General features: G+C 65.3%; 10 protein-coding genes. 5 read left to right on the top strand and 5 right to left on the bottom strand.

Features of this window, described 5'->3' with window-relative positions:
• Positions 1 to 77: 77 nt before the first annotated feature.
• The 5 genes from tssH to tssK form a co-directional block, all read right to left on the bottom strand.
• The gene (gene tssH / locus NK214_RS21040) at positions 78 to 2,699 is read right to left on the bottom strand and encodes a type VI secretion system ATPase TssH (protein ID WP_253315410.1); all 2,622 of its coding nucleotides are present in this window, start codon (positions 2,697 to 2,699) and stop codon (positions 78 to 80) included.
• Positions 2,700 to 2,847: 148 nt separating this feature from the next.
• On the bottom strand, positions 2,848 to 3,333 hold the full coding sequence (locus tag NK214_RS21035) for an Hcp family type VI secretion system effector (protein ID WP_107799463.1): 486 nt from the start codon (positions 3,331 to 3,333) through the stop codon (positions 2,848 to 2,850).
• Between the two features lie 125 nt (positions 3,334 to 3,458).
• On the bottom strand, positions 3,459 to 5,102 hold the full coding sequence (locus NK214_RS21030; RefSeq protein ID WP_235089090.1) for an OmpA family protein: 1,644 nt from the start codon (positions 5,100 to 5,102) through the stop codon (positions 3,459 to 3,461).
• 12 nt (positions 5,103 to 5,114) lie between these two features.
• Positions 5,115 to 5,777 carry a DotU/TssL family secretion system protein gene (locus NK214_RS21025; protein ID WP_107799465.1) on the bottom strand — a complete coding sequence of 221 codons (663 nt, stop codon included), beginning with the start codon at positions 5,775 to 5,777 and terminating at the stop codon, positions 5,115 to 5,117.
• Entirely contained in the window at positions 5,774 to 7,117 is a 1,344-nt protein-coding gene (gene tssK, locus NK214_RS21020) for a type VI secretion system baseplate subunit TssK (protein WP_253315409.1), read from the bottom strand. Before tssK ends, NK214_RS21025 begins: the two co-directional genes overlap by 4 nt.
• A 507-nt stretch (positions 7,118 to 7,624) precedes the next feature.
• Here tssK and tssB point away from each other — a divergent pair.
• The 5 genes from tssB to NK214_RS20995 all read left to right on the top strand — a co-directional run.
• Positions 7,625 to 8,131 carry a type VI secretion system contractile sheath small subunit gene (gene tssB / locus NK214_RS21015; RefSeq protein ID WP_107799467.1) on the top strand — a complete coding sequence of 169 codons (507 nt, stop codon included), beginning with the start codon at positions 7,625 to 7,627 and terminating at the stop codon, positions 8,129 to 8,131.
• Between the two features lie 15 nt (positions 8,132 to 8,146).
• Complete coding sequence (gene tssC, locus NK214_RS21010) at positions 8,147 to 9,679, top strand: type VI secretion system contractile sheath large subunit (protein ID WP_253315408.1); 1,533 nt, start codon at positions 8,147 to 8,149, stop codon at positions 9,677 to 9,679.
• Between the two features lie 57 nt (positions 9,680 to 9,736).
• Entirely contained in the window at positions 9,737 to 12,118 is a 2,382-nt protein-coding gene (locus NK214_RS21005) for a type VI secretion system Vgr family protein (protein WP_253315407.1), read from the top strand.
• A gap of 13 nt (positions 12,119 to 12,131) precedes the next feature.
• Positions 12,132 to 12,908, top strand: coding sequence for a DUF4123 domain-containing protein (locus NK214_RS21000; RefSeq protein ID WP_253315406.1), 777 nt, complete (start codon positions 12,132 to 12,134; stop codon positions 12,906 to 12,908).
• A gap of 49 nt (positions 12,909 to 12,957) precedes the next feature.
• On the top strand, positions 12,958 to 13,302 hold a 345-nt coding region (locus tag NK214_RS20995; RefSeq protein ID WP_253315405.1), incomplete at its 3' end, for a DUF3304 domain-containing protein.

Here is a 13,302-nt window from a genome sequence, read left to right as displayed (position 1 = left end):
CTGCAAAAAACATGGAAGGTGATATTCACTAGAGCTGAAAAATGACGAAGCCAAGTATCGGCGAGGCTCCGGGACGATTACAACAACGTCATTTCCAGCTGATCGTCCTGCCCCGCCGCCAGCGCAATCCGCGCCGGCATGCCCCCCCGCTCCAAACGCCACTGCAAACACTGCGCCGCCATTTCCGGCAACAACTGCTGCCGGATCAGATGATCCAGACCCCTCGCGCCGTTGTCTCGCCTACCGCAAGCGCCGGCCATCGCCCGCGCGCAGTCCTCTCCGGCCTCAAGCTCAATGCCTTGCGACTCCTTCAGATGCGCGGCCAGCGTCGCCAGCTTCAATTGAGCGATCTCCGCCAAGGCGGACTCGGACAGCAGCCCAAACGGCACCACCTGCATCCTCGCCAGCAGCGGCGCCTGGAAATGGGCCAGCAACACGGGGCGCAACGCGTCCAGCCAGGCCCCGCGCTCCCACTCCCCCTCCTGTTCCAGCAACAGCTCGCTGCCAAGATTCGACGTCATCAGAAACAGGGTATTGCGAAAATCGATCTCGCGGCCCTCCCCATCCCGCATGAAACCCCGGTCAAACGCCTGGTAGAACAGGTTCAGCACATCGCGGTGCGCTTTTTCCACCTCGTCCAGCAAGATCACGCTGTACGGCCGCCGCCTCACCGCCTCGGTCAGCACCCCGCCCTGGCCATAGCCGACATAACCCGGCGGCGAGCCTTTCAATTGCGAGACGGTATGCGCCTCCTGATACTCGGATAGATTGATGGTCAGCAAGGCCTGCTCACCGCCAAACAAAAGATCGGCCAAGGCCAGGCCGGTTTCGGTCTTGCCGACGCCGGACGGCCCGGTCAGCAAGAACACGCCCAAGGGGCCTCGCCCCGGCGCCAATCCGGACTTGGCCGCCAGCAGGGACTGGGCGATCTCGGCCACCGCGGCCTCCTGACCGCGCACCCGTTCCCGCAAGGCCGGCGCCAAACCCAATAGATTGGCCGCGTCATCCGCCAGCAGCTTGCCCACCGGCACCCCGGTCCAATCGGCAATCACCTCCGCCACCAAGGCGGCGTCCACGTCGGCGGCCGCCAGGCGGCGCTCCCCTTGCAAAGCCGCCAGATCGGCCCGCGCCTGGGCCAGCCGCGCCGCGCCGTCCGGCCGCCCGCCCCACTCCCGGCATAGCCTGCGCAGCGCCTCGGCGCCCTGCCGTTCCTGCTGGTAACGCCCTTGCAAAGCCTCGTTCTCAAGCCGCGCCGCCGCCAGTTCCAACTCGATCGCCCTCAGGCGGGACTCAAGCTGCGCGTTGCCCGCGCCCAGCCGCGCATCCTCCCGCAAAGCCTCTCTCTCGCTTTCCAGCGCCAAGACCCGCGCCTGCGCGCCCTGCAGCTCCGCCGCGGCCCCTTCCAGGCTCATCCGCGCCCGCGCCGCCGCCGTGTCGATCAAATCCACGGCCTTGTCCGGCAACTGCCGGCCGGCCAGGTAGCGCCGCGACAAGCTTACCGCCGCCGTGATCGCCTCGTCGCGGATCGCCACCCCGTGATGCTCGGCATAGCGCGGCTTCAAACCCCGCAGCATCAAACAGGCCGCGGCATCGTCCGGCTCGTCCACCTTCACCATCTGGAAACGACGCTCCAGCGCCGCGTCCTGCTCGAAATACTGCTTGTACTCGGACCAGGTGGTGGCGGCTATCGTCCGCAGCTCGCCGCGCGCCAGCGCCGGCTTCAGCAGATTGGCCGCATCGCTGCCGCCGGCGGAATTGCCGGCGCCCACCAGCACATGCGCTTCATCGATGAACAGCAAAATCGGTTCCGCCGCCGTGCGCACCGCCTCTATCACCTGCTTCAACCTCTGTTCGAACTCGCCCTTGACCCCCGCGCCGGCCTGCAACAAGCCCAGATCAAGCGCGAGCAGACGCACCCGGCGCAATGCCTCCGGCACCTCGCCCGCCGCAATGCGCAAGGCCAGGCCCTCGGCCAAAGCCGTCTTGCCCACCCCCGGCTCGCCCACCAGGATCGGATTGTTCTTGCGCCGACGCAGCAAGATATCCACCATCTGGCGCACTTCCTTGTCGCGCCCCAACACGGGATCGATCAAACCCTCGCGCGCCTTGGCTGTCAGGTCGCCGGCAAAACGGCTCAACACCTCAGGCAGCTCATCCGCCGCCGCGGCCCCGTCGCGGCCGGCCTCCGGCGGCGCAGACGCCGCGGCCTCCACAGATCCCAACGCCTCGGATTCCGCCGACACCTGCTCCAGCCAGGCCCAGCGCGCGCGCACCTGCGCGGCGGACAAACTGAATAATGGCCAGGCCTGCCGGCAAGACAAACGCTCCGGCGCCGCCAGCAAGGCGAGGTATAGATGAGCGGAACGCATCTGCTGGCCGCCGAAATCCAGCGAAGCGATCAACCAGGCGGCCTGCAGCAACTCCTGCAGCCCTCGCGACAAGCCCGGCTTGCCGCGCCGGTCCCGAGGCAGGCGCTCCAGCGCGGCCAGCAAGCCTTGCCAGATCTCATCCACGTCGATCTCGTAATGCCGCAGCAAAGCGGCCAAATCGCCGTCTCCCTGCTCCAATAACTTCACCAGCCAGTGCTCAACCGTGATTTCGGCATGCGTGCGCGCCTGGCACAACCCGGCCGCCGCCTCCAGCGCCCGGGCGCAGTGCTCGTTCAGTCTCCGCAGCAAATGAACAGAATCGAGAGTCATCTCCGTCTTTTCCCAAACAAAGCGCATGCCGGCCAGAAAGGCCGGCATCGCTAATTCCCTTGGACCCCCGCCGGCAAGCGCGAGGCGCTGCGACGAACCGCCAAGCCGGCCGCTCGCCTAAGCCCCGCGCTTGCCGTGCGCGGCGGCGCTAACGGTTTTCAATCCAGCTGTCGGAGTGGATGATGTTGCCGTCCTTGTAAGCCCAAGTTATTTTCTCGTAGCGCATTTCCACCTCCTCCAAGTGGTTGTAGCGCTCGCGGTCCGGGTCCTTGATGTTGTACATCTTAGGCGCCACCGACACGACCTTGACGTTGTCCAGCTTGATGTTGAAGTACTCCTGCTCGCTGCCGGCGTCGTCGATCTGATACCACTTGAACTCGACCTCCTTCAGCGTCTGGCCGCTGGTCACCGCCTTGTACAGATAAGGCGATGAAGCATCGAACTCCTTGACCAGGGTCAGCGCCTCATGCACGCGGGTGCCGGTCAACTTGCCGGTGTTGCCATCGGTGGGAATGCGCACCGCGTGGTCGAACTCCACCACCTCCACGCTGTTCTCCCGGCCTTGCACCGTCACAGAACCCTTGATGTCCGCGCCACCGTCGTCTTTCAACCACATATACGCTGGTATCGCCATATCAAACCCTCCTTGGCTTAACTTAATAACTTAAGTTTAAACAAGCTCGCTCGCCGTCTCGTCCTAGCTCGACGCCGCGGAGCGAGCGCGCCGCACCCTGCGGCCTCCTCGCCGCCTGCCGCCCGTCACCTGACGGGCAGCGCCGGCAGCAAGGTAATCTCTACTCGCCGGTTGCGCGCCCGGCCCTCCTCATCCTCATTGCCCGCCAGCGGCCGCGTAGCGCCGTAGCCCTGGATGGCAAAACGGGTCAGCGGCAAGCCGGTCTCCTGCGCCAGCCAGTCGCGCACCGCCGCGGCGCGCTGCAACGACAAGCGCTGATTCGCTTCCGCCTGGCCCACGCTGTCGGTATGGCCGGCCACCAGCACATTTCGCTCCGGATAAAGCGCCAGCGCCGCCAATGCGGGCTGCAACGCCGCCTCCGCTCCGGCGCGCAACACCGCCTTGCCGCTATCGAACAAGGACAGGCTGTCCAGCGACACCGAGGCCGGAGCCGCCGCCGGCGGGCGGTAATCGGCTATCAGCCGGGCAATGCGCTCCCGCCACGGCTGAGCCCGGTAAAAGCCGAATCCCAAGCGCAAAGGCACGCCGAGATCGACATGGCTCCGCAACTCGCGCGCGTCGCCTTCCAGCGTCAGCAGCGCCTGGCGACGCGCCTCGTCCCGCTCTATCGGCAGCGCGCGGTAATGCGCGACATTGGCCGACAAGCGCTCCAGCAACGCTCGGTTGGACCAGGCCGAAGCGGCGAACGCCGCCACGGCCGTCAGGCAAGCCAAGAGCCAAAGACTCAAAACCAGCCGCCAGACGGCAGGCAGGCGCGCGCCCGGCGCCAAACCGAACAGCCAGCTTCTAGGCACGCCTTCCGGCTCGCCCGTGTCCAGGCTGAGCGAACGCACGGCCAAACCGCTCAAGGCCTGCCGGCAACGGCCCCACGGCGACAACGCCGCGTCCCGCCCTTGAGCCGGCAGCAAGGCGATGCCCTGCAAGCCGGGCGCCGGGGCCGGCGTCGCCCCCTGCAATATGGCGGGCAAGACCTGAGCGCCCAGCCAACCTCCCACCGCGCCGGCGCGCAAACGCAAATCGAAAAGCGCTCGCGCGCCCTCGTCGCCCAAGGCCGGCGGCTGCAGTTCCATCCGGCCGCGCCAATCCTCCAACCGCTCTCGCCACTGCCGCAGGCTGGCGCACGGAGCGCCTTGCAACACCACGCCCAGAGCGCCGTCCATGCCTGCGCTGCGCGCCGGCGCGGGGAATCCCACCAATAAATAAACCGGCAAGCGGCAAGCCAAACGACGTTCCACGTCGGCAATCGCCTGTCGCCACGCTTGCAAGCGCCCCAACCAGGCCGGCTCGCTGCATTCGGCCGCCGCGTCCAAACGCAAGGCCAAGGCGTCCGGCGGCGAACCTCGCCGCCAGGCCACCAGTTCCGCTACCGCGCGCTCCAGCAAAGCCGGAGTCGGCACCATCACCCTCAGCACGCCGTCCTCCACCGCCACATAGGCGCCGCGCCGGCTTTCCAGCTCCACCACCGCAGCGCGTCCGCTGCGCCAGCCCTGCGGCAAATCCAGCAAACCCGGCAGCAACAACTCCCACGTCGCGCCGTCGCGGCGCCAGCGCCGCAGCCTCAAGCCCGCCCAGCCCAAGCAGAACGCCGTAGCCGCCAGCCCCGCGCCCAGGCGCGCCGCGCCGCTCCACGGCGCCATTTGCGCCAACCACCACAAGGCCGCCGCCAGCGACAGCGCCCATAAACAGAAAAAATGCGCGTGAATACGCATCGCCCGCCCCCTTTACGTCAACGCCAAGGCGGCATCGGCGGCATTCAACCAACCGCTCAGCGCGGCATGCGCAAGCCACACCGCAAGCAAGCCCGCCCCAGCCGCGGCCAGCGGCAAAGCCAAGCGCCGGAAACGCCGGGACGCGCCGCCGCGCAACATGGCAACCCCACCGTCGAATTCGCCGGAAGGCAGCGGCAAGGGCGCAGGCAGGCCCGCGCTCAACTGCCCCAACAGAACCTGACTGGCCGCGTCGTCCTCCCCGCCGCGAAACCCCAAGGCCAGCACCATCGCATAGCACCAGCCCAGCGCCGGCTCCGCGGCCGGCTGCGCCAAATGCGCCCGCATCTGTCCCAGCAGCACCTCGCCGGCCTGATAACTGTTGAAAAAGCGCACTTGCAAAGGCTCCCGCGCCCAAGCCGCCCGCTTCGCGCCCTCAAGTCGGCGCAGCGCCGCCTCGTCCAGCAAGGCGCATTGCGCGTAACTGGCCCGCTCGATCAAAGCCTCGCCTGCGCCGGCCTGACGCAGCGCCTCGCGCGTCGCGCTCACCAGTCCGGCCGCGTGCTCGCGCCAATCCTCCACATGCTCCGGCGCGTCCTTGTCGGCCAACATCGACACCGTCAGCGCGGTGTCCCGGAAACTGCGGGCCAAAGCCTCCGGCGGAAATTGCTTGCTCATGATTTCAACACCACGAAGAGTTCAACCACCACGCCCGGCAAAGACGCGGGCACATAGCAAGAGCACGCCTGCGCGGCCAGCATGCGCTGGAAGGCCGGATGGCCGGCGTCCAGAACGAAGTACAGGTTTTCCATCCGCACCGGCAAGGCGGCGGGCAAACGCGGCGGCACGCTCAAAGGCACGCCGCCGGAAGCGGTGCTGACCACGGTCTCCACATCCTCCGGCGCGCCGATCTTGCACACCGCCGGAAAACGCTCCAGCAACTGCGCCGGCGGCATATCCGCCCTCACCGACAGATAAAAGCCGCCCTGCTCGCCCAGCCTGGGATCCGCCAACTGGCCATGCCACATCGACGACTCCCCTTTCTGCAGAGGCACCGACACCACCTGGGAGGGGATCACCGTATCCAGGCAGCCCCTGATCCAGTCTTCCAGCCGCAGGAAACCCGGCCTGGCGTCTTCATGCCGGTAAGCGGGAATATCCGCCAGATCTTGCTGTAGCGAAAACGTGGACAGCATGCCGCACAACTGCGCCAACGCTCGGTGCAGCGTTTCCGGGTGGCTGGCCGGCGTCTGCCGCAAATGCGCCAGCACCGGCCAGGCGCTGTTCACGCAGTGCAAAAACCAGAACAGGCCCGCGTCCGACACTGAAAAATCCACCAAGCCGTGTCCGCGCTCGCGGCGGCGCTCCGACAACTGGCGGCTGCGCGCCAGCAGCATCTCCTCTATCCGCCCAAGCATGTCCAGCAAACCCGGCGCGGTGTCCAAACGCAGCGCCGGCGGCCAGAACGTCGCATCCCGCGTCCATCTTCCCTGACCGTTGCGGCTCAAACGCAGCAAGGGGCAACAGACATAGTCCTCCCGCTCCTCAAACTCCAACAGCAAGCGCAAATTGCCTCGCTCCACCCCCAGCTCCGCCGGCGGGCCGTCGTACAAGTCCTCCACTTCCAGGTATTCGCAACGTTGCCGCCTGGGCCGCGCCGGCGTCTCGCCTTCGCGCTCGCAATTGCCTCCCCCGGCCTCCCACAAAGGCAAGCCCAGAAAAACCTGCACGCTCAGCGCCTCGGCCGGCGCGGCAAAATCCCGCGCCGGCGGCAAGCGGTCCGCCTCGGCGCAGTCGACCACGGCGCCGTCCGGCAGGACCAAACGCAGTCTTTCCAGCTTCAGCTTGCCCAGGCTCAGCGCGGCCTCATCCCACTCCACCTCCCAACAGCCCCAAAAATAGGGCTGAGCCAAACGTCCGAACAAGGCCGCCAAATGGGAAAACCACAAGGACTGCTGCTGAAAATGCTGAGGGGACAATAAAGCGCCCTCCACCCACATCGGACGAAAAACTTTCATGCGGACAACCTCTGATTAGGCTCTGAAACAGCACGCCGTAACATTGAAAAACAGCGCACGGAGTTATTTGAAAATTCACAGCAAGCCAATCACAATAAAAAATCAAAAATAAATAACCAATAAAAACAAAAAAACATTTTCAAAAATTAAACCATAAAATCAATACAAACAAACAAATAAACTACTTATGACATTGAAATCAATAGAGCACGAAGCCATAAACATGGCGTATTCTAGCCACCAAACAAGCCCCCCTGTCAACCCAACGACCATATTGCCTCAAACCCCATAATCTGGTTAACATTGAAAAACAAAACGAAACATCCATAAATACAAAATCAAATAACGCAAGCTTGTTGACCTAAATAAAAAAAGGGGAAAACACAGAATATCCGCCAGATCGCGCATCGCCAAAAAATACGGCGATGACGCGAAACATGGCCAACCGCCCATTTGCCTGCAGGGGAAATGGACATGCTTCAAACCTTGATCGCAGGAGGAAACACCATGGCTGAAAGCTTTCAAAACGAAGTGCCCGCCGCGCGGGTCAACATCAAGCTGGACCTGCATACCGGCGGAGCGCAGAAGAAAGTCGAACTCCCGCTGAAACTGCTGGTGGCGGGGGACTACAGCCATGGCCAGGAACAGCGGCCTCTGGCGGAACGGGAAAAGGTGTCCATCGACAAAAACAACTTCGACGCGGTGCTGGCCGAACTCAACCCCAAGGCCAAGCTGGTGGTGGAAAACACGCTGGCCGGCGACGGTTCCGAAATGGCGGTGGAACTGGACTTCAAGGCCATGAAGGACTTTCACCCGGAACAGGTGGCGGCGCGGATTCCGGAACTGCGCGCGCTGCTGGCGATGCGCAATCTGCTGCGCGACCTCAAAGCCAATCTGCTGGACAACGCCTCCTTCCGCCGCGAGCTGGAAAAAATCCTGCGCGACGACTCCCTCTCCGCCAACCTGCGCAGCGAACTGGAACGCATCATCCCGCTCAGCCAAGCCGCCCACTAAATCAGGAGCCCGCTCATGTCGACCCAGAAACAACAGCAGCCCGAGGACACCATCGTGCTGGAGTCCCCGGCCAGCGTGTATGAATCGCTATGCGCCAAGATCAACCTGTCCCCGGTGGCCCGCGCCCAGCCCATCGAGGCTTACCAAACCGCGGAAGCGATGTCGGACGCGCCGCTGGACGAGCGCATCGCCGTGGCGGTGAACGTATTCCTGAAAATGATTCAGGAATCCTCGCAAAAAGTGGACCGCCTGGACAAAAGCCTGCTGGACTTCCACATCGCCCGCATCGACGCGCAAATCAGCCGTCAGCTGGACGCGGTGATGCACAACCCGTCCTTCCAGCAAATCGAATCCGCCTGGCGCGGACTGCGTTTCCTGGTGGACCGCACCGACTTCCGCAAAAACGTCAAGATCGAAGTGCTGGACGTCAGCAAGGAAGACCTGCGCAACGACTTTGACGACGCGCCGGAAGTGATTCAGAGCGGCCTGTACCAACACACCTACATCCAGGAATACGACACCCCCGGCGGCGAACCGATAGGCGCCATCATCTCCAACTACGAATTCGACCGCGGCCCGCAGGACATCGCCCTGCTGCGCGACATCGCCAAAGTGTCCGCCGCCGCCCACATGCCCTTCATCGGCGCCGTGGGACCGGCCTTCTTCGGCAAGGAGAGCATGGACGAAGTCGCCGCCATCCAGGACGTGGCCAACTACTTCGACCGCTCGGAATACATCAAATGGCGCAGCTTCCGCGATAGCGACGACGCCCGCTACATCGGTCTCGCCTTGCCGCGCTTCCTGGCCCGCCTGCCTTACGGCCCCGACACCGTGCCGGTGCGCAGCTTCAACTACGCCGAAAACGTCAAAGGCCCGGACCATCAGCGCTACCTATGGACCAACGCCGGCTTCGCCTTTGCCGCCAATATGGTGCGCAGCTTCATCGGCAACGGCTGGTGCGTGCAAGTGCGCGGCCCGCAGGCCGGCGGCCTGGTGGAAGACTTGCCCATCCACCTGTACGACCTGGGCATAGGCAATCAGGTGAAGATCCCCACCGAAGTGCTGATACCGGAAACCCGCGAATTCGAATTCGCCAACCTGGGCTTCATCCCGCTGTCCTTCTACAAAAACCGCGATTACGCCTGCTTCTTCTCCGCCAACTCCACGCAAAAACCGGCGCTGTACGATACCAAGCAAGCCAGCGCCAACAGCCGCATCAACGCGCGGCTGCCCTACATCTTCCTGCTGTCGCGGCTGGCGCACTACCTGAAGCTGATCCAGCGCGAAAACATCGGCGCCACCAAGGACCGCCGTCTGCTGGAACTGGAACTCAACACCTGGATCAAGCTCCTGGTCACGGAGATGACCGACCCCAGCGACGAGCTGCAAGCCTCGCACCCGCTGCGCGACGCCCAGGTCGTCGTCGAAGACATCGAAGACAATCCGGGCTTCTTCAAGGTCAAGCTGTTCATCGTGCCGCACTTCCAGGTGGAAGGCCTGGACATCAACCTGTCCCTGGTCTCGCAAATGCCCAAGGCCAAGAACTAAGCGCTCCCTCGGGCCGCCTCCACGGCCCGAGGGGCAAGTCCACCTGGAGACTCCGCCATGCCGCCGCAACAGTTTTATCACCTGAAGATCGCCGAACTGCCGGCCGAGCTGCTGTCGGTCGAATCCTTCACTCTGGACGAAACCCTGGGCCGGCCCTTCGCCGCCGACATCCGCTTCACCTCCGCCCAGCAAGACATCGACCTCGTCTCCCTGCTGGACCGCTACGCGCTGTTCTCCATCCACGGACCCCACCCGGACGCAGCCCTCTTTCCCGACACCCCGCCCCAATTGCTGCGCCGTTGGCGCGGCGTGGTCAGCCATGCCCAGCGCCTCAGCGCCAGCCGCGACGAGGCGCTGTATCAGGTCCGCGTCGAATCCCAGCTCGCCCGCCTGGCCGAAGGCCGCTTCTCCCGCATCTTCCAGCAGCAAACCGTGCCGGACATCATCGAAACCGTGCTGCGACGCCACGGCTATCGCGGCCATGAAGTCGCCTGGCGGCTGCGCCCCTTGTTCGGCCAAGACCCCAATCCCTATCCCAAGCTGGAGTTCGTCACCCAGTATCAGGAGTCCGATCTGGACTTCATCCATCGGCTGGCCGAGAAAGCCGGCCTCTATTACTACCTGCTCACCGAGCCCGACAACGCCGCCTGGGAAACCATTGTCTTCGGCGACGACATCGACGCCTACGTCCGCACCGGCCGCGATCCCGCCCAGCCGCCCCAGGGCGGCGTCAAGCTCAAGCTCCGCCCCCAGGCCGGCATGGCCGACAACGAAGAAACCCTGAGCCGTTTCGAACTGGCCGCCCAGCCCATCCGCGCCCGCCTCCAGCGCAAGGACTACAACTACCGCGACGCCAACCAGCCGCTGTTGGCCGAGGGCGGCCCGCCGGCCAAGACCCCAGGCGCCCGCGGCGTCGATTACCAGTGGGGCGAGCATTACAAAAACCCGGAGCAGGGACAGCGCGCGGTGCTGATCGCCCAGCAGCGCGAGCATTGCCGCCAGTGGATCGCCGCCGGCGACGGCAACTGCCTGCAAGCCTTCGCCCCCGGCCAGATCTTCAAGCACGACGGCCCGGTGCTGGCTCCGGCCCCGGACGGCTGGCTGCTGGTCTCCGTCCGCCACCAGGGCGGCCGCCGCGACGCCTACCGCAACGCCTTCACCGCCACGCCCGCCGACCGGCCCTATCGCCAGGAACGGCTGACCCCGGCGCCGCGCCTCCCCGGCGCGCTGCCGTCCCGCGTCGTCGCCCCGGAAAAAACCCATTACGGCGCCATCGACCTGCAAGGCCACTATTGCGTGCGCCTGCCTTTCGATCTGGACGAATGGTCGCCCGGCGGCGACAGCCGCCCGCTGCGGCTGGCCCGGCCTTACGCCGGCCCGGAATACGGCCTGCACTTCCCGCTGCACCCAGGCACCGAGGTACTGGTCAGCTTTGTGCTGGGCGATGTGGACCGGCCCTATATCAGCGGCTGCCTGCACAATTCCGAGCTCACCGACAGCAACCCCGGCGCGCACTGGGACAGCCGCAACCTGATCCGCACCTGGGCCAACAACAAGCTGCGGCTGGAAGACCGCAAGGGCCAGGAGCACATCAAGCTGGCCACCGAGTTCGACAAGAGCCAGCTCAATCTGGGCCACGCCGTGGACGGCCAGCGCGCGCCGCGCGGCGAAGGCTTTGAACTCAGAACCGACGGCTGGGGCGCGCTGCGCGCCGCCAAGGGCCTGTTCCTCAGCACCGACGCCCAACCCAAGGCGCGCGGCAAGCAACTGGACATGCAGGCGGCGCTGGATCAGCTGGACGCCGCCATGAACCAGGCGCGGGAACTGCTGCGCCTGGCCGGCGAGCACCGCAATCCCAAACCCATGCTGGACACCCTGCAAACCCTGCTAGACAACAGCAAGCAACTAGCCGGATCGGCGCTGTTGGCGCACGCGCCGGCCGGCATCGCCCACGCCACCCCCGCCTCCCTCCTCGCCAGCGCCGGCCAGGCCATCCACCTTCAGGCCGGCGACGACATCAATCTGGGCAGCGGCGAATCGCTGCACGCGGTGGCGGTCAAGGCCATCGCCCTGCTGGCGCAAAGCCAGGGCATGCGGCTGGTGGCCGGCCAGGGCAAGCTGCAGCTGGAAGCCCACGGCGACGCGCTGGACCTGAGCAGCGAAAAAAATATGACGCTGCAAACCGTCAACGGCCAACTACTGCTCAACGCCAAGAACGGCATCACCCTAGCCAGCGGCGGCGCCTTCATCCGCCTGCAAGACGGCAAGATCGACATCCACAGCCCCGGCGACCTCAAACTGCGCGGCGTCTACGACATGGCCCCGCCCGGCGGCCAGACCCTGCCCTTGCCGGAACTGCCGGCCTCGGTGTGCAAGGAATGCCTGCGCCTGGCCTTGGCGAACGCCAATCCGCTGGTCCCGCTGGAAACCGCCGCCTAGGAAAGGAAGCGACATGACCGAACCTCACCACCGCTATCTCGACCAGATCAGCGCAGCCGCGGCGCAGCGGCGCTACGGCCACCTGGACCTGCTGCTGGACCCGGCCGCCGACGGCGACAACTGGCTCCATCGCCTCGCCATGATCCAGCCGCGGCTGGAATGCCTGCGCCTGTTCGACGACACCCCCTTGAGCGATCTGCGGCAGGACTCGCCGCTGCTGGTGCGGGTGATGCTGTCGCAGCCCAGCCATTGCGACTGGCTGGACGGCGCGCTCAGCCTGCTGTGGTCGCAGCCACAGTGGATCGTGCTGCTCAGCCCCAGCCCGCTGCCCACTCTTGTCCAACAACTGCGCCGCTGCCTACTGGCGGAGCTGGACGACGGCGCCAGAACGCTGCTGCGCTACTACGACCCGCGGCTGCTACGCGTGGTGCAACACATCCTGACACCGGTGCAAGCCGCTGCGCTGAACCACGGCATCGACCGCTGGCTGTGGCGCGACCGCGACGGTGAGCTGGCCAAGCTCAGCCCCCCGGCCGCCATGCCGCCGCCAGCGGAGCCAGCGCTGCGGCTGAACGTCGAGCAGCGCCAGCAGCTGGAGGCCTATGCCGAAGCCCATGCGCTGTTGCAACAGCGCCAGGAAGACGAGCCGGAACTGTGCGGCCGGGAAGCGTTATTGGACCACCTGGCGGCGCTAAGTTGTCAGGCGGACGCCCAATCGCTGTGGGAAGAGCCGGAGCGCGGAAACTGGATCGCCAGTCAGTTGGCGACGCAACAGCCCGCGGTACCGTGATGGCAGATCACTACCCGCGCGCCACGCCACCGCAAGCAAGGAGTTGACCATGTCTGAGCTCGCCGCCGTCTGGCGGTCCATCCAACACGGCCTGGCCGGGCTGGCCCTCGCCGCGCTATTGCCGGCCCAGGCCATGGGCAGCAAGCCGGCCAATGAGATGCTACCCGCACCGGTCGAGGGCTATAACCACACCTCCGCCAATATCAACCGCTTTAGCGTCAACCGCTCCGGCGGCCCCAATGTCAGCCCGTTTAGCGGCGGCGGCAAACAATCCTGCTGCGCCGCGCTGCCGCGCCAATGGCGGCCCGGACTGATGTCCACCGTCGAGTGGGAAAAAGATCCCAATCCCTTTGCACCGTCCAAACGGGATAAAAATGGACAGATTCTCCCCTCA

The sequence above is a fragment of the Chromobacterium sp. S0633 genome, from assembly GCF_024158805.1.
Lineage (GTDB): Bacteria > Pseudomonadota > Gammaproteobacteria > Burkholderiales > Chromobacteriaceae > Chromobacterium.
The sequence above is the reverse complement of the archived record's forward strand: the minus strand, read 5'-3'. Positions and strand labels throughout refer to the sequence as shown.

Bases quoted from the DNA above. Each gene is read 5' to 3' on its own strand.
- NK214_RS21025 (WP_107799465.1), bottom strand. From the start codon at position 5,777: ATGAGCAAGCAATTTCCGCCGGAGGCTTTGGCCCGCAGTTTCCGGGAC.
- NK214_RS21005 (WP_253315407.1), top strand. From the start codon at position 9,737: ATGCCGCCGCAACAGTTTTATCACCTGAAGATCGCCGAACTGCCGGCC.
- tssK (WP_253315409.1), bottom strand. From the start codon at position 7,117: ATGAAAGTTTTTCGTCCGATGTGGGTGGAGGGCGCTTTATTGTCCCCT.
- NK214_RS21035 (WP_107799463.1), bottom strand. From the start codon at position 3,333: ATGGCGATACCAGCGTATATGTGGTTGAAAGACGACGGTGGCGCGGAC.
- tssC (WP_253315408.1), top strand. From the start codon at position 8,147: ATGTCGACCCAGAAACAACAGCAGCCCGAGGACACCATCGTGCTGGAG.
- tssB (WP_107799467.1), top strand. From the start codon at position 7,625: ATGGCTGAAAGCTTTCAAAACGAAGTGCCCGCCGCGCGGGTCAACATC.
- NK214_RS21000 (WP_253315406.1), top strand. From the start codon at position 12,132: ATGACCGAACCTCACCACCGCTATCTCGACCAGATCAGCGCAGCCGCG.
- tssH (WP_253315410.1), bottom strand. From the start codon at position 2,699: ATGACTCTCGATTCTGTTCATTTGCTGCGGAGACTGAACGAGCACTGC.
- NK214_RS21030 (WP_235089090.1), bottom strand. From the start codon at position 5,102: ATGCGTATTCACGCGCATTTTTTCTGTTTATGGGCGCTGTCGCTGGCG.